The sequence below is a fragment of the Streptomyces sp. ITFR-6 genome (assembly GCF_031844725.1).
In the GTDB taxonomy this organism is placed as follows: domain Bacteria; phylum Actinomycetota; class Actinomycetes; order Streptomycetales; family Streptomycetaceae; genus Streptomyces.
The window spans coordinates 7,448,301-7,474,857 of the sequence record NZ_CP134612.1; the positions used below are offsets into that span (position 1 = coordinate 7,448,301).

Annotated in this window: 24 protein-coding genes and 2 pseudogenes; 13 read left to right on the forward strand and 13 right to left on the reverse strand. The window is 71.8% G+C overall.

Translation table 11 applies throughout. The features are described 5' to 3' along the window. Positions 1 to 54: 54 nt before the first annotated feature. From RLT59_RS33800 to ilvC, 9 genes and pseudogenes are all read left to right on the forward strand, one after another. Positions 55 to 900: a GHMP family kinase ATP-binding protein gene (locus RLT59_RS33800; RefSeq protein ID WP_311306909.1), complete on the forward strand. Its 846-nt coding sequence runs from the start codon at positions 55 to 57 to the stop codon at positions 898 to 900. Between the two features lies 1 nt (position 901). Beyond that, positions 902 to 1,951: a PLP-dependent cysteine synthase family protein gene (locus RLT59_RS33805; RefSeq protein ID WP_311306910.1), complete on the forward strand. Its 1,050-nt coding sequence runs from the start codon at positions 902 to 904 to the stop codon at positions 1,949 to 1,951. Further along, positions 1,948 to 3,213, forward strand: coding sequence for an ATP-grasp domain-containing protein (locus RLT59_RS33810; RefSeq protein WP_311306911.1), 1,266 nt, complete (start codon positions 1,948 to 1,950; stop codon positions 3,211 to 3,213). The genes RLT59_RS33805 and RLT59_RS33810 overlap by 4 nt, the downstream gene beginning before the upstream one ends. Next, positions 3,210 to 4,676, forward strand: coding sequence for an argininosuccinate lyase (locus RLT59_RS33815; protein ID WP_311306912.1), 1,467 nt, complete (start codon positions 3,210 to 3,212; stop codon positions 4,674 to 4,676). Before RLT59_RS33810 ends, RLT59_RS33815 begins: the two co-directional genes overlap by 4 nt. Continuing rightward, complete coding sequence (locus RLT59_RS33820) at positions 4,673 to 5,965, forward strand: MFS transporter (RefSeq protein ID WP_311306913.1); 1,293 nt, start codon at positions 4,673 to 4,675, stop codon at positions 5,963 to 5,965. The genes RLT59_RS33815 and RLT59_RS33820 overlap by 4 nt, the downstream gene beginning before the upstream one ends. A gap of 45 nt (positions 5,966 to 6,010) precedes the next feature. After that, a complete protein-coding gene (locus tag RLT59_RS33825) occupies positions 6,011 to 6,787 on the forward strand; it encodes a 4'-phosphopantetheinyl transferase family protein (RefSeq protein ID WP_311306914.1) in 777 nt (258 codons plus the stop codon). 133 nt (positions 6,788 to 6,920) lie between these two features. Next, on the forward strand, positions 6,921 to 8,783 hold the full coding sequence (locus RLT59_RS33830) for an acetolactate synthase large subunit (protein WP_311306915.1): 1,863 nt from the start codon (positions 6,921 to 6,923) through the stop codon (positions 8,781 to 8,783). A gap of 14 nt (positions 8,784 to 8,797) precedes the next feature. Then, positions 8,798 to 9,370, forward strand: coding sequence for an acetolactate synthase small subunit (gene ilvN, locus RLT59_RS33835; RefSeq protein ID WP_311306916.1), 573 nt, complete (start codon positions 8,798 to 8,800; stop codon positions 9,368 to 9,370). Positions 9,371 to 9,437: 67 nt separating this feature from the next. Then, a pseudogene (gene ilvC, locus RLT59_RS33840) lies at positions 9,438 to 10,443 on the forward strand (ketol-acid reductoisomerase). Between the two features lie 96 nt (positions 10,444 to 10,539). On the opposite strand, the gene RLT59_RS33845 reads toward ilvC, so the two are convergent. The 5 genes from RLT59_RS33845 to RLT59_RS33865 form a co-directional block, all read right to left on the reverse strand. Further along, positions 10,540 to 13,914, reverse strand: a complete 3,375-nt coding sequence (locus tag RLT59_RS33845; RefSeq protein ID WP_311306917.1) for a pyruvate carboxylase — start codon at positions 13,912 to 13,914, stop codon at positions 10,540 to 10,542. Positions 13,915 to 14,139: 225 nt separating this feature from the next. Next, entirely contained in the window at positions 14,140 to 14,925 is a 786-nt protein-coding gene (locus RLT59_RS33850) for an SDR family oxidoreductase (protein WP_311306918.1), read from the reverse strand. Positions 14,926 to 14,998: 73 nt separating this feature from the next. Beyond that, the gene (locus tag RLT59_RS33855; RefSeq protein ID WP_311306919.1) at positions 14,999 to 15,985 is read right to left on the reverse strand and encodes an acyl-CoA dehydrogenase family protein; all 987 of its coding nucleotides are present in this window, start codon (positions 15,983 to 15,985) and stop codon (positions 14,999 to 15,001) included. After that, positions 15,985 to 17,160, reverse strand: coding sequence for an acyl-CoA dehydrogenase family protein (locus RLT59_RS33860; RefSeq protein WP_311306920.1), 1,176 nt, complete (start codon positions 17,158 to 17,160; stop codon positions 15,985 to 15,987). The genes RLT59_RS33855 and RLT59_RS33860 overlap by 1 nt, the downstream gene beginning before the upstream one ends. After that, positions 17,160 to 18,008, reverse strand: coding sequence for an enoyl-CoA hydratase (locus RLT59_RS33865; protein WP_311306921.1), 849 nt, complete (start codon positions 18,006 to 18,008; stop codon positions 17,160 to 17,162). Before RLT59_RS33865 ends, RLT59_RS33860 begins: the two co-directional genes overlap by 1 nt. 117 nt (positions 18,009 to 18,125) lie before the next feature. Here RLT59_RS33865 and RLT59_RS33870 point away from each other — a divergent pair, with 117 nt between their 5' ends. Genes RLT59_RS33870 through RLT59_RS33880 form a run of 3 tightly spaced genes read left to right on the forward strand, consistent with a single transcriptional unit; the run spans position 18,126 to position 20,700 of the window. Beyond that, positions 18,126 to 18,911, forward strand: coding sequence for an SDR family oxidoreductase (locus RLT59_RS33870; RefSeq protein WP_311306922.1), 786 nt, complete (start codon positions 18,126 to 18,128; stop codon positions 18,909 to 18,911). Then, positions 18,908 to 19,510, forward strand: coding sequence for a TetR/AcrR family transcriptional regulator (locus RLT59_RS33875; protein ID WP_311306923.1), 603 nt, complete (start codon positions 18,908 to 18,910; stop codon positions 19,508 to 19,510). Before RLT59_RS33870 ends, RLT59_RS33875 begins: the two co-directional genes overlap by 4 nt. 32 nt (positions 19,511 to 19,542) lie before the next feature. After that, positions 19,543 to 20,700: an acetyl-CoA C-acetyltransferase gene (locus tag RLT59_RS33880; RefSeq protein ID WP_311306924.1), complete on the forward strand. Its 1,158-nt coding sequence runs from the start codon at positions 19,543 to 19,545 to the stop codon at positions 20,698 to 20,700. A 24-nt stretch (positions 20,701 to 20,724) separates the two neighbouring features. Here RLT59_RS33880 and RLT59_RS33885 read toward each other — a convergent pair whose 3' ends face one another. From RLT59_RS33885 to RLT59_RS33915, 7 genes and pseudogenes are all read right to left on the reverse strand, one after another. After that, positions 20,725 to 21,072: a hypothetical protein gene (locus RLT59_RS33885; protein ID WP_311308004.1), complete on the reverse strand. Its 348-nt coding sequence runs from the start codon at positions 21,070 to 21,072 to the stop codon at positions 20,725 to 20,727. Next, positions 21,073 to 21,129: pseudogene (locus RLT59_RS33890) on the reverse strand (hypothetical protein); the annotation flags it as partial. Next, complete coding sequence (locus tag RLT59_RS33895) at positions 21,126 to 21,395, reverse strand: hypothetical protein (protein ID WP_311308005.1); 270 nt, start codon at positions 21,393 to 21,395, stop codon at positions 21,126 to 21,128. The pseudogene RLT59_RS33890 and the gene RLT59_RS33895, both read right to left, overlap by 4 nt. Positions 21,396 to 21,495: 100 nt before the next feature. Beyond that, positions 21,496 to 22,554: an NAD(P)H-dependent flavin oxidoreductase gene (locus RLT59_RS33900; protein WP_399127024.1), complete on the reverse strand. Its 1,059-nt coding sequence runs from the start codon at positions 22,552 to 22,554 to the stop codon at positions 21,496 to 21,498. 14 nt (positions 22,555 to 22,568) lie between these two features. Then, on the reverse strand, positions 22,569 to 23,348 hold the full coding sequence (locus RLT59_RS33905) for a CoA-transferase subunit beta (RefSeq protein WP_311306926.1): 780 nt from the start codon (positions 23,346 to 23,348) through the stop codon (positions 22,569 to 22,571). After that, positions 23,345 to 24,193, reverse strand: coding sequence for a CoA transferase subunit A (locus RLT59_RS33910; RefSeq protein WP_311307950.1), 849 nt, complete (start codon positions 24,191 to 24,193; stop codon positions 23,345 to 23,347). Before RLT59_RS33910 ends, RLT59_RS33905 begins: the two co-directional genes overlap by 4 nt. A gap of 14 nt (positions 24,194 to 24,207) precedes the next feature. After that, complete coding sequence (locus RLT59_RS33915) at positions 24,208 to 24,963, reverse strand: enoyl-CoA hydratase family protein (RefSeq protein WP_311306927.1); 756 nt, start codon at positions 24,961 to 24,963, stop codon at positions 24,208 to 24,210. Between the two features lie 148 nt (positions 24,964 to 25,111). Here RLT59_RS33915 and RLT59_RS33920 point away from each other — a divergent pair, with 148 nt between their 5' ends. Continuing rightward, positions 25,112 to 26,032: an SDR family oxidoreductase gene (locus RLT59_RS33920; RefSeq protein ID WP_311306928.1), complete on the forward strand. Its 921-nt coding sequence runs from the start codon at positions 25,112 to 25,114 to the stop codon at positions 26,030 to 26,032. Positions 26,033 to 26,079: 47 nt separating this feature from the next. On the opposite strand, the gene RLT59_RS33925 is transcribed toward RLT59_RS33920, so the two are convergent. Further along, positions 26,080 to 26,292, reverse strand: coding sequence for a hypothetical protein (locus RLT59_RS33925; RefSeq protein WP_311306929.1), 213 nt, complete (start codon positions 26,290 to 26,292; stop codon positions 26,080 to 26,082). Between the last annotated feature and the right edge of the window lie 265 nt (positions 26,293 to 26,557).

Sequence of the window (26,557 nt, forward strand, 5' to 3'; positions counted from 1 at the left end):
TGGCGTGTCGGGGTAGCCTCAGCCCCCGTCCACCACGGTGAGATCCTGCAAGGCGTGTTCACCGGTGACGGAGGGCTCACCCGAGGTCTCGTCACTCTTCCCTGCACCATTCACGCGACCCGCGCGACGTTCATCCCCGCCCCCGGCGACGAGGTCACCGTCACGCCGCACTGGAAGGGCAAGGCACGGCGCGCGGCCGAACTCGCGGTCCGCGCGGTGACCCCGCCGGGCGCAGAGCCGGCGGGCGGCCACCTCGACCTCACCGGTGACGTACCGCTGTGCCGGGGCTTCGGCTCCTCCACGAGCGATGTGCTCGCCGCCATCTGGGCGGTCAAGGACGCGTTCGTCAGCCCGCTGCCGCCGCAGGAGGTCGCCAGGATCGCGGTACGGGCGGAAACCGCCTCCGACTCCCTGATGTTCGAGGAGTCCACCGTCCTGTTCGCCCAGCGCGAGGGCACGGTGATCGAGGACTTCGGTTACCGGATGCCGGCCCTGCGGATCCTCGGCTTCGGCTCACGGCCCGAGGGCGGCGGGCGCGGCGTGGACACCCTGGCCTTCTCGCCGGCCCGCTACGGGCAGGACGAGATCGACCTCTTCACCCGGCTGCAGTCCATGCTCCGGGAGGCCATCCAGATGAAGGACGTGGCCCTGCTGGGATCGGTGGCCACGGCCAGCACGGAGATCAACCAGCGCCATCTGCCGATCCCGCGGCTCGACCGCATCCGGGACATCGCGCGGACCACCGGAGCCGTCGGAATCCAGGCGGCACACAGCGGGGACATCGCCGGACTCCTCTTCGACCGGGACGACCCCGAGGTCGAGGCGCGGACCGGCACGGCCCAGGACCTCCTGCAAGAGCTCGGAATTCACGAGCAGTGGAACTACACAACGGGTGACTGACATGACGACGACGACTCTCCCCAAGGCTCACTCCTCGATCGTGGAGGCGACGGAGCTGCCCCGCATCATCAAGGTGACCGACAACCTCTACGCGGCCGCCTTCAGCCTGATGAAGCTGCTGCCCGCCCGCTACATCCTCGACCGGGCGGAGGCCGCCGGCCTGATCTCACCCGGCACCCGGATCATCGAGACCTCCTCCGGCACCTTCGCACTGGGCCTGGCCATGGTCTGCCGGCTGCGCGGCTACCCGCTGACCATCGTCGGTGACTCGGCGATCGACCGCGATCTGCGGACCCGGCTCGAAATGCTCGGCACGACCGTGGAGATCGTCGAGCACACCGGCCAGGCCGGCGGCATCCAGGGCGCCAGGCTCGCCCGCGTGGCCGAGCTGCGCCGGCAGGACCCGGAGGCCTTCGTCCCCGGCCAGTACGACAACCCGGACAACCCCGGCGCGTACGGCATCGTCGCCGACCTGATCGGGGACACCGTGGGCGCCGTGGACTGCCTGGTGGGCCCGGTGGGTTCGGGCGGCTCCACCGGCGGACTCGCCGCCGCGCTGCGGCAGACCGGGCCCGCACTCCACCTGGTCGGCGTCGACACCCAGGGGAGCATCATCTTCGGCAGCCCCGACGGACCGCGCACCCTGCGCGGACTCGGCAGCAGCATCCACCCGGGCAACGTCAGCCACACCGCGTACGACGAGGTCCACTGGGTGACCGCGCCCGAGGCGTTCCACGCGACCCACCAGCTCTACCGCGAGCACGGCCTGTTCATGGGCCCGACCAGCGGTGCGTCCTTCCAGGTCGCCTCCTGGTGGGCCGAGCAGAACCCGGGGAGCACCGTCGTGATGGTCCTCCCGGACGAGGGCTACCGCTACCAGTCCACGGTGTACAACGACACCTGGCTGAACGAGCAGGGCATCGTCCCCGCCCCCGCCGCGGACGGCCCCCGCACCGTCGAGCACCCGCTGGACGCCACCGCCGCCTGGTCCCGGCTGCTCTGGGCCCGCCGCGGCTTCGACGACGTGGTGATGCCGGTGGTCGGCTCATGAGTGAGCGCCTGCTGCTCCTGGTGGAGAGCAACACCACAGGCACGGGACGGCTGTTCGCCCGCCGCGCGGCCGAACTCGGCGTGGTGCCCGTGCTGCTCTGCGCGGACCCGGGCCGCTACCCGTACGCCGCCGAGGACCGGCTGCGGACCGTCACCGTGGACACCTCCGACGAGGACGCGCTGTGGGCGGCCGTGCGGACACTGGAGGACGGGGCGACCGTCGCGGGCGTCCTGACCAGCTCCGAGTACTACGTACCCACCGCCGCCGCACTGGCCTACCGGCTCGGGCTGCCCGGCCCGTCCGCCGACGCCGTACGGGCCTGCCGCGACAAGGCCGAGCAGCGCCGGGCCCTGACCGGCGCGGGCGTCGGCTCCGCGGGCTTCGCCGCCGTCTCCGAGGTGACCGGCGCACTCGCCGCCGCCCGCCGCATCGGACTGCCCGTGGTGGTCAAACCGGTCCAGGGCTCGGGAAGCCTGGGCGTCCGGCTCTGCACGGACCTCGACGAGGTCGCCGAGCACGCCGGAACCCTGCTCTCGGCCACCGTCAACGAGCGGGGCATCGCCGCACCGGGCCGGATCCTGGTCGAGGAGTACCTGACGGGCCCCGAGTTCTCCGTCGAGGTGTTCGGCACCGAGGCCGTCGTCACCGTCGCCAAACACGTCGGCCCGCTCCCGGCGTTCGTCGAGACCGGGCACGACGTACCGGCCGCGCTCCCCGGCGAACAGGAGATCGCCCTGCGCGAGACCGCGGTTCGCGCGGTGCGCGCGCTCGGACTCGGCTGGGGCGCCGCCCACGTGGAACTGCGACTGACCGGAACCCGCACCGCCCAGGTCATCGAGGTCAACCCCAGGCTGGCCGGCGGCATGATCCCCGAACTGGTCCGCAGGGCCTGCGGGATCGACCTCGTACGCGCCCAGGTGCTGGCCGCGCTCGGGTCCGCCCCGGAGCTGGAACGCGTCGGCCACGCCCGCGCCTCGATCCGCTTCCTCACCTGCGACCGGGACGGCATCCTCGTACCGCCTGCCGCCCTGCACGAAGCCGTGGACCGGGCCCGCACCGTACCGGGCACCGTCGAGGCACTGCTCTACCGGGCACCCGGCGAACCGGTCGGCCCCGCCGAGGACTTCCGGGGCCGCGTCGGTCACGTCATCGCCGTCGCGGACCGCTCGGGACGGGCGGCGGAGGCAGCCGGCCGGTCCGTGGCCCTGCTCGGCGAAGCCGTGTCGTACGCGGATCTGCACACAGAGGAGGCATACGCATGACCACAGCGCCCGCGCACGGCGTCGACACCGGCCGGCTCAAGGCCGCGCTCGACGCCGAGGCGCACCGCATCGTCTACGACCAGTACCTGCCGGACACCGCCGACGGACTCGGGCAGGAACTGCGCGGCATCAGCGAGGTCGACCGGGCCCACCTGATCATGCTCACCGAACGCGGCATCGTCGACCGGGACCGGGCCGCGGCCCTGCTGCGCGCCATCGAGGAACTGCGCGGCCAGGACTTCGCACCCGTCAGGGCCAGACCGATGCCGCGCGGCGTCTACCTCGCCTACGAGGGCCACCTCATCGAGCAGCTGGGCGACCGGACCGGCGGCATCCTGCACACCGGCCGCTCGCGCAACGACCTCAACGCCACCACCACCCGGCTCAAGGTCCGCGGTCCCTATCTGGTCCTCCTCGACGCGGTCGACCGGCTGGCGGGCGTACTCCTGGACAAGGCGGAGGAGTACCGGGGCGTGGTCATGCCCGCCTACACCCACGGGCAGCCCGCCGTGCCGATCGGCTACGGCCACTACCTCGCCGGTGTCGCCGGCGCCGTACTGCGTGCGTACGAGTCGCTGCTCGACGCCGGACGCCAGATAGACGTCAACCCGCTGGGAGCCGGCGCGATCGGCGGGACCTCCGTTCCGATCGACCCCAGGCGCACCGCCGAACTCCTCGGCTTCAGCTCCGCCGCGCCCAACTCGGTCGACGCGGTGGCCTCCCGCGACTTCGTCCTGGACCTGCTGTCCGCGTCCGCCGTCCTCGGCGTCGCCCTGGCCCGCACCGGCCGGGACCTGAGCACCTGGACATCGGAGGAGTCCGGACTGCTGAGGGTGGGCGACACCCTCGTCGGGTCCAGCTCGATGATGCCGCAGAAACGCAACCCGTTCCTCCTCGAACACATCCAGGGCCGGTCCGCCGCGAGCCTCGGCGCCTTCGTCGGCGCGGCGACCGCCATGACCACCGGCGGCTACACCAACGCCATCGCGGTCGGCACCGAAGCCGTACGCCACCTGTGGCCCGGACTCAGCGACACCACCGACGCGGTGACCCTGCTGAGCCTGGTCGTCGCGGGCACCGAACCCGAACGCGAACGCATGAGAGACCGGGCCGTGGACGGATTCACCTCGGCCACCTACCTGGCGGAGCGGCTCGTACTGGACGGGATGCCGTTCCGGGCCGCGCACCATCTGGTGGGCGAGACCGTGCTCGGCGCCCTGGACTCCGGCCGGTCGCTGGTGGACGCGGCCCGCTTCCCCTCGGTCGAGGACGGCGGACTGGCCCCGGACCTGGTGGCCCAGGCCTGCGCCCACGGCGGCGGACCCGGCTCCACGGCCGACGGGATACGCGCTCTGGCGGCCCGGCGGGACGTACTCAAGGCCGAGCTGACCTCCCGGCGCACCCGCTGGTCGGACGGGAGCGCGCTGCTGACCCGGGCCGTGCTCCAGGCGGTGACGTCATGAGCGCCGGACTGTCGGAGCGGGCCCCCGGCATGGACCACGAACCGCCCCCGCGCGGCGGGCTGCGCGGCCACCGGGACTTCCGGCTGCTGTGGATCGGCGAGACGACCAACCGCGTCGGCATCAACATCACCTCGGTCGCCATGCCCATGGTCGCCCTGGTGACGCTCAAGGAGAGCGTCTTCTCCGCGAGTCTGCTGGCCGCCGCGCCCTGGCTGCCCTGGCTGCTGATCGGCCTGCCGGCCGGTGCCTGGGTGGACCGGATGCGGCGGCGGCCGATCATGCAGATCTGCAACGTGGTTCCGCTCGTGCTCCTGGCCAGCGTGCCGGTCGCGGGCTGGCTCGGCATCCTGACGATGACCCAGCTGCTGACCGTCGCGCTGATCAACGGTTTCGCCGCGGTGTTCTTCGGGATCTCGTACAAGGTCTACGTGCCGTCCATCGTCGAGCCGGAGGACCTCCAGGAGGCCAACGCCAAGCTCCAGGGCAGCGAATCGGTCGCCCAGGTCGCGGGTCTCGGCGGCGGTGGACTGCTCGCCCAGGCGTTCGGCGCCACCTCCGGCCTCCTCGTGAACTCCGCGACGTTCCTCGTCTCCGCGCTCTGCCTCTCCGGCATCCGCAGCCAGGAGCAGCTGCCGGAGCGGCCCTCGGAACGCCCGGCGCTGAGGCAGGACATCAAGGAAGGGCTCGGCTTCGCCTTCAAGGACCCCTACCTGCGGGTGCTCACCCTCTACGGCACCGCCACCAACCTGGTGCTCACGGCGGAGGCGGCGATCCTGCCCGCCTTCATCCTCCGCGTACTCGGGGTACCCGAAGGCGCCACCGGATGGCTCCTCGCGTCGAGCAGCATCGGCGGCATCCTCGGGGCCACCCTCGCGAAACGCCTGATCGCACGGTTCGGCTCGGCGCACGGGCTGCTGGGCGCCACGATCGTCAGCGCCCCGTTCGCCCTGCTCATCCCGCTGACCGGGGCGGGCTGGACACTGGCCGCGCTGGTGGCGGGAAGCGCCGTGCTCTCGCTCGGTGTCGTCCTCGCCAACGTGATCCAGGGCGCGTTCCGCCAGCGCTACTGTCCGCCCCAGCTGCTCGGCCGGGTCTCGGCCAGCATCTCGGTCGCGAACTTCGGTGTGATCCCCATCGGTTCACTGCTCGGAGGAGGCCTCGGCACCCTGCTCGGCCTGCGGCCCGCCCTCTGGGTGCTGACCGCAGGGCTCGCCCTGACCCCGCTGCTCCTGCTGACCGGGCCGCTGCGCGGAAGGCGCGACCTGCCGGTCGCGCCGGCCACGCGGTGAGACCCGGCTCGCCTGTCTCACTCCCGTACGAACAGGAGAGACCCCGTGGAACAAACCCTGCCGTGGGTCGTTCGTGAGCTGCCACCCCCAGGCTCACTGGACCTCTGGCTCCTGAGGGTCTCGGATGTCCCTCTCGGCATCCTGGACGAACAGGTACTCGACGCGACCGAGCGTCAACGTGCCGCCGGCCTCATGCACGCCGCCGACCGCACCCGGTTCACGGCCGCGCACGTCGCCCTCCGCCGGCTGCTGGGCTCGTACCTGAGCCTGCGACCGGAGGACGTCCACCTCGGCCGGGACACCTGTCCCTGCTGCGGCGGACCGCACGGCCGGCCCACCGTGCTCGACGCCGAGGAACGGCTGTTCTTCTCGCTGTCCCACCGGGGCGACCTCGCCGTCGTCGGCACCGCGGCGGCCCCCATAGGGGTCGATGTGGAGCTGGTGGGCGACGAGGAAGGCACCGCGGAACTCGCCTCGATGCTGCACGTGGACGAGCAGGCGGAACTGGCCGCGCTCAGCCCGGCGGAACGGCCTCGGGCGCTGGCCCGGCTGTGGACCCGCAAGGAGGCCTACCTCAAGGGCCTCGGCACGGGCCTGGGCCGCGACCCCGCTCTCGACTACGTCGGCTCCGGACGCCCCGAGGGGCCGTACCCGCCGTCCGGCTGGACCCTGCTCGACGTCCCGGTGGACCGGGGCTACGCGGCGGCGGTGGCGGTGCGCGGCGAGCTGAGCGTGGAAGGACCGTTCGTCAAGAGGCTCTCCGGCCTCGACGTCGTACGGCACGCCCACGATGCCCTGCGGACGGCGGGGGCCCCGCCCTGACCCGCCCGGTCCGCCGGGTGCACCCGATGCGGTGATCACCCGGCGGCGGGCACGTACCACCGGCCGCCACCGCCGCGGCTCCCGATCACCGGAACGGACTCGACAACACCCCTACGGACTTTTGGAACTGACGATGTCAAACGCTGTGCAGCAGGCCCCCGCGCCCCTCCTCCCGCAAGTGCGGACCCGTCCCACCGGGCAGCCGGACACCGGCGCCGAGCACGTGACGGGTGCCCAGTCGCTCATCCGCTCTCTCGAAGAGGTCGGCGCGGACACCGTGTTCGGCATCCCGGGCGGCTGCATCCTCCCCGCGTACGACCCCCTGATGGACTCGGCCAGGGTCCGCCATGTGCTGGTCCGCCACGAGCAGGGTGCCGGCCACGCGGCCACCGGATACGCCCAGGCCACCGGCAAGGTCGGGGTGTGCATGGCGACCTCGGGTCCGGGCGCCACCAATCTGGTGACCCCGATCGCGGACGCGCACATGGACTCCGTGCCGCTCGTCGCGATCACCGGCCAGGTGCCCTCCAAATCGATCGGCACGGACGCCTTCCAGGAGGCGGACATCGTCGGCATCACCATGCCGGTCACCAAGCACAACTTCCTGGTCACCGACGCCGACGACATCCCGCGGACCGTCGCGGAGGCCTTCCACATCGCCGCAACCGGCCGCCCGGGACCGGTGCTCATCGACATCACCAAGGACGCCCTCCAGGCGGCCACCACCTTCCAGTGGCCGCCGGTGCTGGAACTGCCCGGCTACCGCCCGGTGACCAAGCCGCACGCCAAGCAGATCCGCGAGGCCGCCCGGCTCATCGGCGAGGCCCGCCGGCCGGTCCTCTACGTCGGCGGCGGGGTGCTCAAGGCACGCGCCACCGCCGAGCTGCGCACCCTGGCCGAGCTGACCGGGGCCCCCGTCGTCACCACCCTGATGGCGCTCGGCGCTTTCCCCGGCAGCCACCCGCAGCACGTCGGGATGCCCGGCATGCACGGTGACGTCGCCGCGGTCGCCGCGCTGCAGAAGGCGGATCTGATCGTCGCCCTGGGGGCCCGGTTCGACGACCGGGTCACCGGCAGACTGGACGGCTTCGCCCCCTACGCCAAGGTCGTCCACGCCGATATCGACCCGGCGGAGATCGGCAAGAACCGGCTCGCGGACGTCCCGATCGTCGGAGACGCCCGCGAGGTGCTCGACGCCCTGGCCGTCGCCGTGCGCGGCGAGCGGGACGAGGGGCGCTCGGGCGACTACACGGCCTGGTGGCGGGAGCTGGACCGCTGGCGGACCACCTACCGGCGCGGTTACGAACTCCCCGCGGACCCGGGGTTGCTCTCCCCGCAGCAGGTCATCGAACGGATCGGCCAACTCGCTCCGGACGGAACGCTGTTCGCGTCCGGTGTGGGCCAGCACCAGATGTGGGCGGCGCAGTTCCTCCCGCACGAGGAATCGGACACCTGGTTCAACTCGGGCGGTGCGGGGACGATGGGGTACGCGGTTCCGGCGGCGATGGGGGCCAAGGCCGGGATGCCGGACCGTACGGTCTGGGCGATCGACGGTGACGGCTGCTTCCAGATGACCAATCAGGAGCTCACCACCTGCGCGCTGAACAACATCCCGATCAAGGTCGCGATCATCAACAACGGCGCGCTCGGGATGGTCCGCCAGTGGCAGACCCTCTTCTACAACCAGCGGTACTCCAACACCGTGCTGCACTCCGGCGCCGACACCGACGGCCTCCCGGCGAAGGGCACCCGGGTGCCCGACTTCGTACAGCTCTCGGAGGCGATGGGCTGTGTGGGCCTGCGCTGCGAGAACCCGTACGAGCTCGACGCGATCATCGACAAGGCCAACTCGATCAACGACCGCCCCGTCGTGGTGGACTTCATCGTCCACGAGGACGCGATGGTGTGGCCGATGGTCCCCGCCGGCACCTCCAACGACGACATCATGGCCGCACGCGACGTACGCCCCGACTTCGGCGACTCCGCGGACGACTGAGAGGACCTCCCGACATGTCCCAGTACACGCTCTCCGTCTTGGTCGAGAACACGCCCGGCATCCTCGCCCGGGTCGCCGCCCTGTTCTCGCGCCGCGGCTTCAACATCGACTCGCTCGCGGTCGGCACCACGGAACACCCCGATCTCTCCCGCATCACGATCGTCGTCCGGGTCGATCACGAACTCGCCCTGGAGCAGGTGACCAAGCAGCTCAACAAGCTGGTCAACGTCCTGAAGATCGTCGAGCTGGAGGCCGACTCGGCCGTCCAGCGCGAGCTGGTCCTGGTGAAGGTGAGCGCCGACAACGCCTCGCGCGCCCAGATCGTGCAGATCGCCGAACTGTTCCGGGCCAGAACCGTGGACGTCTCGCCCGAAGCGGTCACCCTTGAGGCGACCGGCTCCGGCGACAAGCTCGACGCGATGCTCAGGATGCTCGCGGCCTTCGGCATCAAGGAGCTCGTCCAGTCCGGCGCGATCGCGATCGGCCGGGGCTCCCGGGCGCTGGCCGACCGCACCGCGCGCGAGGCCCGGCCGGTCCGCCTGACCCCGGCCGGCAGCACCACCGCGGTACGCGCGCAGAGCGCGTAACCCCCCGGCCGCCCCCGCTGTTCCCGTCCGTACATCCTCGTATTCCAGGAACCAAGGAGAACTCCCCATGCCTGCCGAGCTGTTCTACGACGACGATGCCGACCTGTCCGTCATCCAGGGCCGCAAGGTCGCGGTCCTCGGCTACGGCAGCCAGGGCCACGCCCACGCGCTGTCGCTGCGCGACTCGGGTGTCGACGTCCGTGTCGGTCTGCACGAGGGCTCGAAGTCCAAGGCCAAGGCCGAGGAGCAGGGCCTGCGCGTGGTGACGCCCGCCGAGGCGTCCGCCGAGGCCGACGTCATCATGATCCTGGTTCCGGACCCGATCCAGGCCCAGGTCTACGAGGAGTCCGTCAAGGACAACCTCAAGGACGGCGACGCGCTGTTCTTCGGCCACGGCCTGAACATCCGCTTCGACTTCATCAAGCCGCCGCATGGGCGTCGACGTCTGCATGGTCGCCCCGAAGGGCCCGGGTCACCTGGTCCGCCGCCAGTACGAGGAGGGCCGCGGCGTTCCGTGCATCGTGGCCGTCGAGCAGGACGCCACGGGCAAGGGCCTGGAGCTGGCGCTCTCGTACGCCAAGGGCATCGGCGGCACCCGCGCCGGCGTCATCAAGACCACGTTCACCGAGGAGACCGAGACCGACCTCTTCGGTGAGCAGGCAGTCCTCTGCGGTGGCACCGCCGCCCTGGTGAAGGCCGGTTTCGAGACGCTGACCGAGGCCGGTTACCAGCCGGAGATCGCGTACTTCGAGTGCCTGCACGAGCTGAAGCTCATCGTGGACCTCATGTACGAGGGCGGCCTGGAGAAGATGCGCTGGTCGATCTCCGAGACCGCCGAGTGGGGCGACTACGTCACCGGCCCGCGCATCATCACCGACGCCACCAAGGCCGAGATGAAGAAGGTCCTCGCCGAGATCCAGGACGGCACCTTCGCCAAGGCCTGGATGGCGGAGTACCACAACGGTCTGCCCAAGTACAACGAGTACAAGAAGGCCGACAGCGACCACCTGCTGGAGACCACGGGCCGTGAGCTCCGCAAGCTCATGAGCTGGGTCAACGACGACGACGCGTGACAGCGCACGGGCCGCGGCACAGGGGCCGCGGCACACCGGCCGCCGGATTCCGGCGGCCGGTGGCCGGTGCTCTGCGGGCCTCCTCCAGGGGGTCCGTCAGGCGATCTCGATGAGCAGATCGCCCGCCTCGACCTGCTGGACCCGGCCGATCGCGAGCCGTCGGACCGCCCCGGCGGACTGGGCGGTGATCGACGCCTCCATCTTCATGGCCTCGATGGTGGCGACGGTCTGGCCGGCGGAGACCGAGGCGCCCTCCTCCACCTGGAGGGTGACGACCCCGGCGAACGGGGCCGCGACATGGCCCGCGTTGCCCCGGTCCGCCTTCTCCGCGGCCTTGACCTCGGTGGCGACGGACCTGTCCCGCACCGAGACCGGCCGCAACTGCCCGTTGAGGGTGGCCAACACGCTGCGGAAGCCGCGCTCGTCCGCCTCCGAGATGGCCTCCAGCTCGATCAGCAGGGTGACACCCGGGTCGAGCGTGACCGTGTGCTCGGTCTCCGTCTCCAGCCCGTACAGGAAGTCCTGGGTCGGCAGGACGGAGGTGTCGCCGTATGCCTCGCGGTGGGCCTCGAACTCCTTGGTCGGGCCGGGGAAGAGCAGCCGGTTCAGGGTCGCGCGCGGCGACTTCTCCAGCCCCTCGCGGTCCTCGTCCGAGAGCCGCGGCGGCTGCGCCTTCTCCGGGCGGCCCTTCAGCGCGCGGGTACGGAACGGCTCGGGCCAGCCGCCGGGCGGGTCACCCAGCTCGCCGCGCAGGAACCCGATCACGGAGTCCGGTACGTCGAACTTGCCGGGGTCGGACTCGAAGTCGGCCGCCTCGACGCCCGCGCCCACCAGATGCAGTGCCAGATCGCCCACCACCTTGGAAGACGGCGTCACCTTCACCAGCCGCCCGAGCATCCGGTCGGCCGCGGCGTAGCAGTCCTCGATGAGTTCGAAGCGGTCGCCCAGACCGAGGGCGATGGCCTGCTGGCGCAGGTTGGACAGCTGTCCGCCGGGGATCTCGTGATGGTAGATCCGGCCGGTGGGCGAGGCGAGACCGGACTCGAAGGGGGCGTAGACCTTGCGGGTCGCCTCCCAGTAGGGCTCCAGGTCACCGACGGCCTGGAGCGAGAGGCCGGTGGCCCGTTCGGTGTGGTCGGTGGCGGCGACCAGTGCGGACAGCGAGGGCTGGCTCGTCGTACCGGACATGGAGGCGACCGCCGCGTCCACCGCGTCGACTCCCGCGTCGATGGCGGCGATCAGGGTGGCCAGCTGCCCGCCGGGGGTGTCGTGGGTGTGCAGATGGACCGGCAGGTCGAACCGTTCGCGCAGCGCGGTGACCAGGGTGCGGGCGGCGGGCGGACGCAGCAGCCCGGCCATGTCCTTGATGGCGAGGACATGGGCGCCCGCGGCCACGATCTGCTCCGCGAGACGCAGGTAGTAGTCCAGCGTGTACAGGGTCTCGCCGGGGTCCGAGAGGTCCGCGGTGTAGCAGAGCGCCACTTCCGCGACCGAGGTGCCGGTGGCGCGCACGGCGTCGATGGCCGGGCGCATCTGGGAGACGTCGTTGAGGGCGTCGAAGATCCGGAAGACGTCCATTCCGGCGGTCGCGGCCTCGGCGACGAACGCCTCGGTGACCTCGGTCGGATAGGGCGTGTAGCCGACCGTGTTGCGGCCCCTCAGCAGCATCTGGGTACAGATGTTGGGCACGGCCTCCCGGATCTTCACCAGCCGTTCCCACGGGTCCTCCGCCAGGAAGCGCAGCGCCACGTCGTAGGTGGCGCCGCCCCAGCATTCGAGGCTCAGCAGCTGCGGGGCGGTCCGGGCCACGTGCGGGGCGACGGCCAGCAGGTCCCGGGTCCGCACCCGGGTGGCCAGCAGCGACTGGTGCGCGTCGCGGAACGTGGTGTCGGTGACGGCGACGGCCGGCTGGGCGCGCAGCTCGGCGGCGAAGGCCTCCGGGCCGAGGGCCGCGAGGCGCTGCCGGGAACCGGCGGGCGGCGACCCGGTCGGCAGGGCCGGCAGCTTGTCCGCCGGGTCGATGACGGACGGGCGGGGGCCGTAGGGCCGGTTGACGGTGGTCTCGGCCAGGTAGCCGAGCATCCGGCTGCCCCGGTCGGCCGAGGGGCGGGCCCGGATCAGCTCCGGGTGCTCCTCGATGAAGCTCGTCGTGATGCGCCCGGCCCGGAAGTCGGGCTGGTCCAGCACGGCGCCCAGGAACGGCAGGTTGGTCGCCACACCCCGGATGCGGAACTCCGCGACGGCCCGGCGCGCCCGGCGGGCCGCGTTGGTGAAGTCGTGCCCGTGGCAGGTGAGCTTGACGAGCATCGAGTCGAAGTGGGCGGACACCTCCGCCCCGGTGTGGACGGTGCCGCCGTCCAGCCGCACCCCGGGACCGCCGGGGGAGCGGTAGGCGGAGATGGTGCCGGTGTCCGGCCGGAAGCCGTTGGCCGGGTCCTCTGTGGTGATGCGACACTGCATCGCGGTGCCGTTGAGGGTGATGTCGTCCTGGGAGAGGTGCAGTTCGGGCAGCGTCATGCCGGCGGCGATGCGCAGCTGGGCGATGACCAGGTCACGCCCTGTGACCTGCTCGGTGACGGTGTGCTCGACCTGGATGCGCGGGTTCATCTCGATGAAGACGTGGTTGCCGCGTTCGTCGACGAGGAACTCGACCGTGCCCGCGTTGACGTAGCCGATGTGGTGGGCGAAGGCGACGGCGTCGGCGCAGATCCGGTCCCGCAGCTCCGGGTCGAGGTTCGGGGCGGGTGCGATCTCGACGACCTTCTGGTGGCGGCGCTGCAACGAGCAGTCCCGCTCGTACAGGTGCACGACGTTGCCCTCCGCGTCGGCGAGGATCTGCACCTCGATGTGGCGGGGGTTGATCACCGCCTGCTCCAGGAAGACCGTCGCGTCACCGAACGCGGAGCGTGCCTCGCGCATGGCCGCGTCGATCGACTCGCGCAGTTCGCCCGCGGCGGCGACCCGGCGCATGCCGCGCCCGCCGCCGCCCGCGACGGCCTTGACGAAGACCGGGAAGCCGATGTCCTCCGCCGCGGCGACGAGCGCGTCGACGTCCTCCGAGGGCTCGGAGGACTTCAGTACCGGCACCCCGGCCTCCCGGGCGGCGGCGACCGCGCGGGACTTGTTCCCCGTCAGGTTCAGTACGGAGGCGGGCGGTCCGACGAACGTGATGCCGGCCTCCGCGCAGGCGGCCGCGAGGTCCGGGTTCTCCGACAGGAAGCCGTAGCCGGGGTAGATCGCGTCGGCGCCCGCCTTCCGGGCGGCCTTGACGACCTCGTCGACCGAGAGGTAGGCGCGCACCGGATGTCCCGGCTCCCCGATCCGGTACGCCTCGTCCGCCTTGGCCCGGTGGAGTGAGTTGCGGTCCTCGTGGGGATACACCGCCACCGTGGAGATTCCGAGCTCGAACGCGGCGCGGAACGCGCGGATCGCGATCTCACCACGGTTGGCGACCAATACCTTGTCGAACATCAAACTCCCCAGTCGTGTCACGAGCGCGTGGCGTCAGGACGGGCGATGTCGCACGGGCGCACCGTTCGGTGTCCCGTGGTCACTCGGCGGCGGCGAACCGCTCCGTGCCTTCCAGGGTCTGTCCGGCCCGAAGCGTTCGACACCGTACCGGAGACCTACCCACGGATCGCGGACACAGAGGATGGTCTGCGTCACGTGGGCCGGTCGCGTCCCGGCACCCAGGCCTCAGCCCGGTTCGCCGGCCGCCTTCGCGGCGAGGTAGCGGGCCGGGAACTCCCCGCCGCCGTGCACCGCCAGATCCGCCCCGTTGACGTATCCGGACAGCTCGCTCGCGAGGTACAGGCAGGCCTGGGCGACGTCCTCCGGTACGGCCATCCGGCCCATCGGGATGACGCCCGCGACCGAGGCGCCGCCGTCCGCGCCGTAGACCGAGGCCGCGCCCGGCGTGCGGATCAGCCCGGTGGTGATGTGGTTGACCCGGACCGCCGGCGCCCACTCCAGGGCCAGCGCCCTGGTGAGTGCGAGGAGCCCGGCCTTGGCGGCGGTGTAGGCGGCGGTGCCGGGCTGCGGGTGGTGGGCGGAGACGCTGCCGATGTTGACGATCGAACCGCCACCCTGGTCCCGCATGACGCGGTGGGCCGCCTGCGCCACGTAGAAGGGCGCGAGCAGATTGAGCGCGACGACCTTCTCGACGAAGCGCGGTGAGACGGTGGCCGCGGCGGCGTCCGGCGAGCCGCCCGCGTTGTTCACGAGCACGTCGAGCCGGCCGAAGCGCTCCACCGCGCTGTCCACCAGCGAGGACGCCGCCGCCGGGTCGCGCACGTCGGCGGCGAGGAAGACGGCCTCCCGGCCCCCCGCGCTGGGCAGGGTGTCCGGGGTGGTGCGGCCGCAGACGACCACGTGCGCCCCGGCCCCGAGGAAGGCCGAGGCGATGGCGGCCCCGATGCCCTTGGTGCCGCCGGTGACCAGCACCACCTGCCCGGTGAAGTCCAGCGGGCTTTCGCTGTCCATGATGTGAGGCCTCTCTTGTCCGACGGGTTCAGCGGGTCGCCGGCCTCATCCGGCTGGTCTCCCGGGTGTGCGGTCAGCCGGCCAGTACCCGCGCCCGGCACGCGGCCGGGGTGCCCCAGGCGTCCCGGAGCGGACGGGCCTTGCGGATCCACAGCGACAGGTCGAGCTCGTCGGTGTACCCCACCGCACCGTGCAGCTGGAGGGCCGTGCGCGCCGCCCGGTACGCCGCCTCGCCCGCGGTGACCTTGGCCGCGGCGATCTCGCGCCCCGCCCCGTCGTCCCCGGCGGCGAGCGCGAGGGCGGCGCCGTGCACCAGCGGCTCGGTGAACTCCAAAGCCAGCAGGGTGTCCGCCAGCCGGTGCTTGACCGCCTGGAAGGAGCCGATCGCCACCCCGAACTGGGTGCGCTGGGTGACGTAGGCGACGGTACGGGCGAGCAGGGTGCGGCCGACCCCGAGCGCCTGGGCCGCCGTGGCGAGCGCGGCGACATCGGCCGCGTACCGTGCCGCGGCGGTCACCTCGGGACCCCGGGCGACGACCGCGCCCCGGGACGGCCGCGACAGCCGCCGCGCCGGATCGGCCGAGGGCTGCACGGGACCGGGGCCCGCGGCGAGGCGCAGGGTGTCGCCGTCCACCACGAACACCGCGTCGGCCGCGTCCGCGTCCAGCGCGTACGGGCCGAGCGAGGTCAGGCGGAGCGAGACGAGGGACGTGCCGGAGGCGATGGCGGGGAGCCGGGCGGCGGCCGTGTCCGGGTCTCCGAGCCGGTCCAGCAGTGCTGCCGAGGCCACCGTCTCGACCAGTGGCCCGGGAACCGCGTGGCGTCCCAGCACCTCGAAGGCGACGGCGAGTTCGACCGGCAGCGGGCCGAATCCGTCGTGCTCCTTCGGGACCGCGAGGGCGAACACCCCGGCCTCGGCCAGCCGTGTCCAGAGGGCCCGCCCCGGACCGTGCTCGCCGGTGGCCCAGGACCGGATCACGGCCGGGGTGTCGCCGGCGGTGAGCAGGGCGTCGAGGGAGCGGGCGAACTCCCGCTGCTCGGCGTCGGGGAAGAATCGCATCACCGGCGTCCCTTCGGCAGGCCGAGCAGCCGCTCGGCGATGATGTCGCGCTGGATCTCGTTGGTGCCCGCGTACACGGGTCCGGCCAGGGAGAAGGTGTAGCCCTCGGCCCAGGCCCCGCCGGCGGGCGATTCGGCCGCGTGGTCCGCGAGTTCGCCGTACGGGCCGAGCAGGTCGAGGGCCGTCTCGTGCAGGGCGATGTCCAGTTCGGACCAGTAGATCTTGTTGAGGCTGGAGGCGGCCCCGGCGGGCCCGCCCTCCTCGTGCAGCACGTGGGAGGCGCCCCGGTAGGAGAACAGCCGGTAGGCGCGGGCCCCGATCACGGCGTCGGCCACCCGGTCGCGCAGCGCCGTATCGGCCGGATCGCCGTGTGCGCGCCACAGCGCGGTCAGCCGGTCCGCGGCGGCCGTGAACCGGCCCGGACTGCGCAGGGTGAGTCCGCGTTCGTTCCCGGTGGTGCTCATCGCGACCCGCCAGCCCTGTCCGGGCTCACCGATCACGTCCTCGTCCGGGACGAACACCTCGTCCAGGAAGAGTTCCGCGAAGGCGGGCTTCCCGTCGAGCCGCCCGATGGGCCGCACGGTGACACCCTCCGCGTTGAGCGGGAACATCAGATACGTCAGTCCCCGGTGCGGCCGGTCCGCGTCCGGGTCGCTGCGGAACAGACCGAAGGCGCGGTCCGCGAAGGCGGCCCGCGAGGACCAGGTCTTCTGGCCGCTGAGCAGCCAGCCGCCCTCGGTGCGTACGGCCGTCGAGCGCAGCGAGGCCAGGTCCGAGCCGGACTCCGGCTCGGACCAGGCCTGCGCCCAGATGACCTCGCCGCTCGCCATCGGGGGCAGGATCCGGGCCCGCTGCTCGGCGGTGCCGTTCTCGAAGAGGGTGGGGGCCAGCAGACTGATGCCGTTCTGGCTGACCCGGCCGGGCGCCCCGGCGGCGTAGTACTCCTCCTCGAAGACCAGCCAGCGCAGCAGTGAGCCACCGCGGCCGCCGAACTCCTCGGGCCAGGACACCACCGACCAGCGGTCCGCCGACAGGGTGGCCTCCCACTCCCGGTGGGCGGCGAACCCCTCGCGGGTCTCCAGGGACGGCAGGGGGACGGCCGGCACATGGGCGGCCAGCCAGTAGCGTACCTCTGTCCGGAACTCCTCGTCGGTCGCGTCGAGATCGAGGTCCATCAGGCACCCGCCTCCTTCATCGCCCGGATGTCCATGCCGCCCAGCGCGTCGTGCGCGGTCTCCGCGTTGTGGGCGTGCGCCAGGTGGTGCAGGCCGAACACCGAGTCCATGCCGGTGTGCATGCCCTGAAGATCCTCGGCCTGGTTGACGGCGCGCTTGGTCAGGGCGAGTCCCAGGCGCGGCATCTGAGCGATCCGCAGCGCCAACTCGTTTGTTCGCTGCGGAAGTTCCACTCTGGGGACGACCCGGTTGACCATGCCGACCTCGTACGCGCGCCGGGCGCTCATCCGGTCTCCGGTGTACAGGAACTCCTTGGCGATCCGGGGTGGCATCACCCAGGGATGCGCGAAGTACTCGACACCCGGGATGCCCATGCGGACCACCGGATCGGCGAAGTACGCGTCCTCGGAGGCCACGATCAGATCACACACCCAGGCCAGCATCAGGCCGCCGGCCACACACGCGCCCTGTACGGACGCGATGACGGGTTTGGGCAGCTCCCGCCACCGGCGGCACATCCCCAGATACACCTCGGACTCCCGGGCGAAGCGGCTCTCCGCGCCCTCCTTGTCCGAGTGGTCCCACCAGAGCCCCGCCCGGCGTTCGAAGGGCAGATGGGCATCGCGCTCAGGGGTGCCGATGTCGTGGCCGGCGGAGAAGTGTTTGCCCGCTCCCGCCAGTACGACGGTCTTCACCTCGCTGTCGTCGGCCGCGCGGTAGAAGGCCCGGTCCAGGGCGTAGGTCATGGCGGAGTTCTGGGCGTTGCGGTGGTCGGGCCGGTTCATGGTCACCGTCGCGACGGGTCCCCGCTTCTCGTAGCGCACCGGTTCGTCATGGGCAGCGGACATCGGCCCCTCCTTCCCTAACAAGTGTTTGGTAGATTAACGTACCGGCATGAGCAGCGTCGAGGAGTTCCGCACCGTCACCGTCGAGCGCGTCCTCGGCCGGCCCAAGGAGAGTCGCCCGTGACCACCCAGCCGCCCCATGTAGCGGGGCACTCGCTCCTGGCCGGACGCACCGCTGTGATCACCGCCGCAGCGGGCGCCGGGATCGGCGGCGCCACCGCCCGCAGGTTCCTGGAGGAGGGCGCCCGGATCGTCATCGGTGACGCCCACGCACGCCGGCTGGGGGAGAGCGCCACCGCGCTGGCCGAGGAGTTCGGCGCGGACAACGTCGCCGCCCTGCCCTGCGACGTCACGGACCAGGAGGAGGTCGACGCCCTGTTCGGCTTCGCCGCGGAGCGCCACGACGGCCTCGACATCATCGTCAACAACGCGGGACTCGGCGGCACCGCGGACCTCGTCGACATGACCGACGAGCAGTGGTCGAAGGTCCTCGACGTCACCCTGAACGGCACCTTCCGCTGCACCCGCGCCGCCCTGCGCCACTTCAAGGACCACGGCACAGGCGGCGTCGTCGTCAACAACGCCTCCGTCGTGGGCTGGCGCGCCCAGCGCGGCCAGGCCCACTACGCCGCCGCGAAGGCCGGCGTGATGGCCCTCACCCGGTGCGCCGCCCTGGAGGCCGCCGACTTCGGCGTCCGCGTCAACGCCGTCGCCCCGAGCCTGGCCATGCACCCGCACCTGGTGAAGGTCACCACCCCGGAACTGCTGGCCGAACTCACCGAACGGGAGGCCTTCGGCCGGTACGCCGAGCCCTGGGAGATCGCCAACGTCATCGTCTTCCTGGCCAGCGGCTACTCCTCGTACATGACGGGGGAGACCGTCTCCGTCAGCAGCCAGAGGGCGTGACCCCGATCGCCGGGAACGCCAACGCCGAACGACGCGCCGAACTCCTGGCCACCGCCGCCGAGGTGTTCGCCGCCCTGGGCTACAACGCCACCACCGTCCGCCGGATCGCGGACGAGGCGGGGCTGCTCGCGGGCAGCCTCTACTACCACTTCGACTCCAAGGAGTCGATGCTCGACGAGATCCTCTCGGCCTTCCTGGACGAACTGTGGGCTGGCTACGGCACCGTTCTCGCCGCCGGACTCGGACCCGGCGCGACCATCGAGGCGCTCGTCACCCAGTCCTTCCGGCAGATCGACCGGCACGGCCCGGCGGTCGCCATCTACCAGAAGGAGTCCGGCCGGCTCTCCGCCCAGCCGCGGTTCGCCTACCTCAGCGACTCCCGGGCGAAGTTCGAGGACGCCTGGCTGCGGACCCTGGAGCGCGGGGTGGCCGAGCGCGCCTTCCGAGGCGACCTGGACGTCAGGCTCGTCTACCGCTTCGTCCGCGACACCGTCTGGGTCGCCGCCTCCTGGTACCGCCCCGGCGGCACCCACAGCCCGGAGGAGATCGCCCGCCAGTACCTGTCCATGGTCCTGGAAGGCATCACCCCACGCACCTGACATGCCATCAACACGCTTACGAGGGAGCAGTCATGGCCGAGGCCTATATCGTCGACGCGGTACGCACTCCGGTCGGCCGGCGCAAGGGCGGGCTGTCGGCCGTCCACCCCGCCGACCTCGGGGCCCACGTCATCAAGGCGCTGATCGAGCGCAGCGGGGTCGACCCGGCGGCCGTGGAGGACGTCGTCTTCGGCTGCCTGGACACCGTCGGTCCGCAGGCCGGCGACATCGCCCGCACCGCGTGGCTCGCCGCAGGCCTTCCCGAGGAGGTGCCCGGCACCACCGTCGACCGGCAGTGCGGCTCCTCCCAGCAGGCCGTCCACTTCGCCGCCCAGGGCGTGTTGTCCGGCACCCAGGACCTGGTCGTGGCGGGCGGCACCCAGAACATGTCGATGATCCCCATCGCCTTCGCCAGCCGCCAGGCCGCAGAGCCGCTGGGGCTGACCGACGGCCCGTACGCGGGCTCCGTGGGCTGGCGGGCCCGCTACGGCGACGCGCCGGTCAACCAGTTCCACGGCGCCGAACTCATCGCGGAGAAGTGGGGCATCAGCCGCCAGGACATGGAGGAGTTCGCCCTGCGCTCGCACCGGCGGGCCCTGCACGCCATCGACGAGGGCCGCTTCGACCGCGAGACCGTCGCCTACGGGGACGTCCGGGTCGACGAGGGACCGCGCCGCGACACCTCGCTGGAGAAGATGGCCGGGCTCAAGCCGGTAGTCGAGGGCGGCAGACTGACCGCCGCGGTCTCCTCGCAGGTATCCGACGGCGCCTCCGCGCTGCTCATCGCCTCCGAACGGGCCGTCGCGGAGCACGGCCTCACCCCCCGTGCCCGCGTGCACCTCCTCTCGGTGCGCGGAGAGGACCCGATCCGGATGCTCTCCGCACCGATCCCGGCGACGGCGTACGCCCTGAAGAAGGCCGGAATGTCCATCGACGACATCGACCTCGTCGAGATCAACGAGGCGTTCGCCCCGGTCGTCCTGGCCTGGCTGAAGGAGACCGGCGCCGACCCCGGCAAGGTCAACGTCAACGGCGGCGCCATCGCGCTCGGCCACCCGCTCGGCGCCACCGGCACCAAGCTGATGACGACCCTCCTGCACGAACTGGAGCGGACCGGCGGGCGCTACGGCCTGCAGACCATGTGCGAGGGCGGCGGCCAGGCCAACGTCACCATCATCGAACGCCTCTGACACGTCCCGGCCGGGCCGGGTGACTCATCGGGCCGCCCGGTCCGGGACCGTCGGCAGAACCTCCTCCGCGAGGTTGAGGAGGACACCGTCGTCAGGAAGGGCTCCGGTCCTGCTCCATACGGTGATGTCGTAGTAGCCGCCCGCGTCCTTCCGGTCGAGAGCCACGGTCAGCGTCCTGGCGAGCGGGCCTTCCTCGACCGGCGCGCTGGATTCCCTGCCCCCGAGGCTGATCTCGAACTTCATGGTGGGATCCGAGGAGAAGAGCGCGGGCCGGCCGAGAATCGTGTCCGCCCTGTTGTCCTCACCCGCGGTCTTCTTCATCTTCACGTACTGGGCGACCGACAGCTTGTTGTACGTGGCCGAGAGGTTCACGGTGTACGTGTCGAACTCGACCTGGGCCTCCGGCTCGGCGACCCTCCCGTCGGTCAGGGCCGCGGTTCCGCTGGTGCCTGTGGCGGCACGGTGCCGCCCGCCGGGGCCGGCTGGTCCGGGCTCCGGCGGGCGCGCAGCGCACGGACCACCGTGTGGACGCGAATCGCGGTGAACACGAGGAAGACCGTGCCGATGCCGGCCGCGGCCCAGTTCTGTTCGTGAGCGGCGAGATACATGATGCGTACGCCGAAGACGGACCCGACCAGGATGAAGACGGGCTCGCGGACCCAGAAGGGCAGGAGGCGAAAGGGGGGACCGAGCATTCGGTGATCTCACCAGAGCACCTCGGTAACTGCTGTGATGGAAGCCATAATTCCGGCCTGGTTCAGACTTTTCCGGCGCCACGTCCTCCATTCGCGTACGTCAGGGGCTCTGTTCCGCCCCCGGCAGCGACTTCAGTACGGCCAGCGCCTCTGACATGATCCGCTCGACCAGCTCCGCGCAGGACGGCAGATCCTCGATCAGGCCGGCCACCTGCCCGGAGGCCATCACCCCGATATCGGTACGGCCCTCGACCATCGAGGCCTTGAGCAGCATCGGCGTGTTGGCTGCCAGCAGCACCTGGCTCCACGCCAGTTCCCTGCCGTGTTTCATCGCCAGTCCGTCGCGGATCAGTCCGCGCCAGCTCGAACCGGTCTCCTTCCGGAAGGCAGAGGCGTGCCGTACCGCCCCCAGCAGTGCGGCGGCCCGGCCCGAACGCTCAAGAAAGTCGACCATCTCCGTGCGCAGCATGCGGTGCGGCATTCCGTCGACCCGGTCGGTGACCGTGACGTCCTTGACGGTGGCGGCCAGGTACTTCGCCTTCACCGCCGCCGGGACGGTGCTGTCGGAGGTGAGCAGGAAGCGGGTGCCCATCCCGATGCCGGCCGCCCCGTAGGCCAGCGCGGCGACCAGGCCGCGGCCGTCGTGGAAGCCGCCCGCCGCGATGACCGGGATGTCCACGGCGTCCACGACCTGGGGGAGCAGCACGGTGGTGGCCACGTCGCCCGTGTGGCCGCCGCCCTCGCCGCCCTGCACCATCACCGCGTCGGCGCCCCACGCGGCGACCTTCTCCGCGTGCCGCCTCGCGCCCACCGACGGGATGACGACGACGCCCGCGTCCTTGAGCCGCGCGATCAGCTCCTTCGACGGGGCGAGCGCGAACGACGCCACCCGCACACCCTCCTCGATCACGATCCGTACCCGCTCGGCCGCGTCGCCCGCGTCCGCCCGCAGATTGACGCCGAACGGCGCGTCCGTACGGGACCTGACCTCGCGGACCGCCGCGCGCAGCTGCTCCACGGTCATGGTCGCGGAGGCCAGGATGCCGAGCGCCCCAGCGTTCGCGGAGGCGGACACCAGCCGGGGGCCGGCCACCCAGCCCATGCCGGTCTGCACGAGGGGATACCGCACCCCGGTCAGTGCGGTGAGCGCGGTCGGCAGCGGCGCCGGCCCGGTCATGCCGGAACCTCGCGCTCACGCAGCCCCTTCGGGTCGATGACCTCGCGGATCAGGCGAAGTTCAGCCTCGGACGGGTCCCGGGTGAGCGGCACCCGGTCGGGGATCGTGAGGGCGAAACCGGTGGCCCCGGTGACGTCCTCGACGCTCACCCCGGGGTGCAGCGAGCGCAGCCGCATGGTGCGGTCGGGGGTCTCGAAGTCGAAGACGCCCAGATTGGAGACGACTTCGGGGATCCGGTGGTAGCGGGTCGCGGAGGGACCGGCCGCCGCCGCCCGCTCGTATCCGACCCCGCTGACCATGTCCACGTGCTCCACGAACACCCGGGACGAGTGCTTCGGCACCCAGTAACTCGTCGGGTTGTTCAGGGTGTTGACCGGGGCACCGCGGACCCCGAGCAGCTGCCGCACGGGCCTGTCCCACGGGCCGATGCAGGAGATGTTCTGGTTGCCGTGCCGGTCGATCTGGCTGGCACCCATCATCACGTGCCGGCGGCCGGTCGCGGTGAGCGTCAGGTGCTGACGGAACGGCAGCCAGCCCTCGATGCTCGCGGCCCGCGCCCCCAGCGCGGGGGTGTCGCCCGTCAGCAGCGCCTCCCCGTCGGTCAGCAGCAGATCGGGCGAGAAGGTCAGCCTGGCCAGCCGCGCCCCGACGGCCGGGACCGTGCCCATCGGACTGGCGAGGATCTCGCCGGCGTCCCGCCACGCCTCGGCGCACGCCACCACGCAGTACTCCGCACGGCTCGCCGCCGCGATGCCGGTGGACTCGGTGCCGCTCATGCTTCCTCCTGGTGGAACGCGGTGACGGCGGCCTGATAGGCGGCCTCGTCCCCCGACAGGAACCGTTCGACGAAGGCGGGCCAGGCCTCGGGGTCGCGGGCGGCCCGGACATAGACGCGCTGGAAGCTCTCGTCCCGGTCGTGGTCGGGCACGCAGGAGGTGAAGTGCGCGCCGTTCGGCGTCTCGACGACCCCGTCCACGAACAGCCGCTTGACCAGCAGCGTCTGCGGCCCGTGCTCCTTGAGCAGATCCGCCGTCTCGACGATCCGTTCGCAGGAGACGTAACTGTGGTCCGCCGACTCGCAGAACAGGTCGTCGAAGTACGGATCGGGTCCCAGGTACTGGCCGTTGCCCTGGACGTCCGCCCGGTTGAGGTGGACCAGGGCGGCGTCCAGGCGCAGGGCCGGCGCGGCGACCAGCTTCTCCCCGTCCTCGTACGGCGAAGTGACCGTACGCAGACCCGGGTTGACCTTCATCAGGTCGGAGCCCAGACCGGCCCGCACCGGCATGAACGGCAGCCGCTGCGCGCCCGCCGTCAGCCCCCACATCATCATCGCCTCGTCGAGCTCGACCATCTCGAACGCGCCGCGCTGCCGCGCCGCGGTGAAGTGCGGCTCCAGCGGTATCGAGTCGAGCGTCCCGAACGCCGCGACCAGCTTGCGGATCCGTCCCGCGGCGGCGAGCAGCCCGACATCGGGCCCGCCGTACGACACCACGGTCAGATCGGTGACGTCAGACCGCAGCACCGCCCTGACCAGGGCCATCGGCTTGCGGCGCGAGCCCCAGCCGCCGATGCCGACCGTCATCCCGCTCTCCAGCCGGCCGACGACGTCGTCGGCCGTCATCGTCTTGTCCTGTGTCACGTCTGCTGCTCCTTGTCCGTGCCGAAGGTGTCGCGCACGCGGTCGGCGACGCCACTGAGGTTGGCCTCGAAGGTGAAGCCCTGCTCGAAGCGGTAGCTGCGGCGTACGTCGACCGGGTCGATGCCGTTGATGGCCGCCTTGGCGAGCCGGATCAGGTATCCGTCCTTGGCCGCGATCTCCCGGGCCAGCTCCGCGGCGGCCCGGGGCAGCTCGGCGCGCGGGACGACGCTCCACACCGAGCCGTGACCGTGCAGCTCCTGGGCCGTGACGGTGCGCGAGGTGTAGTACAGGGTCCGCATCAGGTGCTGCGGAACCAGCCGGGCCAGATGCGTGGCCGCGCCGAGCGCGCCCCGGTCCAGCTCCGGCAGTCCGAAGGTCGCGTCGTCGCTGGCCACGATCGCGTCCGCGTTGCCCACCAGGCCGATACCGCCGCCGAGGCAGAAGCCGTGTACGGCGGCGACCACGGGCACCTCGCACTCGTAGACCGCCGCGAACGCCTCGAAGCAGCCCCGGTTGGCGCCGATCAACGCCTCCGGACCGTCCGTGCGCTGCATCTCCTTGATGTCCACGCCCGCGTTGAACCCGCGGCCTTCGGCGCTGAGCACCACACAGCGGACGTCCCGGTCCGCCCCGGCGGCGCGCACGGCGGCGGCGAGGTCGTACCAGCCCTGTACGGGAAGGGCGTTGACCGGAGGGAAGTCCACGGTGACGACGGCGACGCCCTCTTGAGGGGCGGAGGTGGAGACACCCATGAGTAGATCAGCTACCTTTCCACCAAACGTTTGTTAGATTCAACGTAGCAGTGATACGGACCCCCCGGGAGAGCGTCGGTCCACTCGGTCCACTCGGTGCTCCCGCCGCCTCGTTCTCCGCTCCTCGCCCCTCGAAAGGACACTCGTCATGACCTCATCGACAGCCCTGTGCGCCGGTCGCGTCGCCGTCGTCACCGGCGCCGGCCGCGGTCTCGGCCGGGCCCACGCCCTGGCCTTCGCCGCCGAGGGCGGGCAGGTCGTCGTCAACGACCTCGGCGTGGGACCCGACGGCTCCGGTACGGCCGCCGGCCCCGCCCAGCAGGTCGTCGAGGAGATCCGCGCGGCCGGCGGCGAGGCCGTCGCGCACCACGGGGACATAGCCACCGCGGACGGCGCGGCCTCGCTCGTCGCGACCGCCCTCGACTCCTTCGGCCGCCTCGACACCCTGGTCAACAACGCCGGATTCCTCCGCGACCGGATGCTGGTGAACCTGGAGGAGGACGACTGGGACGCGGTGACCCGCGTCCACCTCAGGGGCCACTTCCTGCCGCTCAAGCACGCGGCGGCGCACTGGCGCGCCGAGGCGAAGGCGGGGCGGGTGCCGGCGGCGAGGGTCGTCAACACCGGTTCCGGAGCAGGGCTGCTGGGCAGCGTGGGCCAGGGCAGCTACTCCGCCGCCAAGGCCGGGATCATCGCCCTGACCCTGGTGGCCGCCGCCGAGATGGGCCGCTACGGGGTGCAGGTCAACGCGATCGCCCCGGCCGCCCGGACCAGGATGACCGAGGAGACCTTCGCCGAGACCATGGCGGCGCCGGCCGGGGGAGGGTTCGACGCGATGGCCCCGGAGAACGTCTCGCCGCTCGTCGTCTGGCTGGGCTCCGAGGCGTGCGCCGGGGTCAGCGGCCGGGTCTTCGAGGCCGAGGCCGGGCGGATCACCGTGATGGAGGGGTGGCGGCCCGGCCCCACCGCCGACAAGCGCGCCCGCTGGACCCCGGCCGAGGCGGGGGCGGCCGCGGCGGAACTGCTCGCGGCCGCCGTGACACCGCAACCGGTGTACGGGGCGCGCTGAGCACGGCGGTCCGGGCGCCCCGTACCTCCGTCACCGTCCCCGGACGGTCAGTCCTCTTCTGTGGTGTCGCGGAGCCGCTCGATGGCGTGCCGGAGTTCGTCGAAGGCCCGCTGCTCCTCCCTGGGCGTGACCCGGGAGGCCGGCAGGATGCTGTCGCGCGTCCCGTGGACCCGGGCATAGGCATCGAAGCAGGCGAGCACCTGCTGGATCACGGAGTCCTGGGGTATGGCGGGAGGCGACGAGGGGCGCTGCGGGGACATCTCTGAACTCTCATCCAGTCGAAGCTGCCGGGCGGACCGAAGCCGGGCGCCCACAGGGCACCGAGGGATCGGCTCGCGCGGCACACGGGGTGCGGCCCTGTCGACGACGAGTCGCACGCCGGACCGGCGGACACGAGAAGCGATGGGCACGGCAAGCCTTTCCGGGCGCACGACTGTGACGTCGCCGACCAGGCTTCCCGGCACACCACTCGCTCCTCAGCAATGAGTAATGAGACGAGACGCGGACATGCTATCCGCCCAGGCG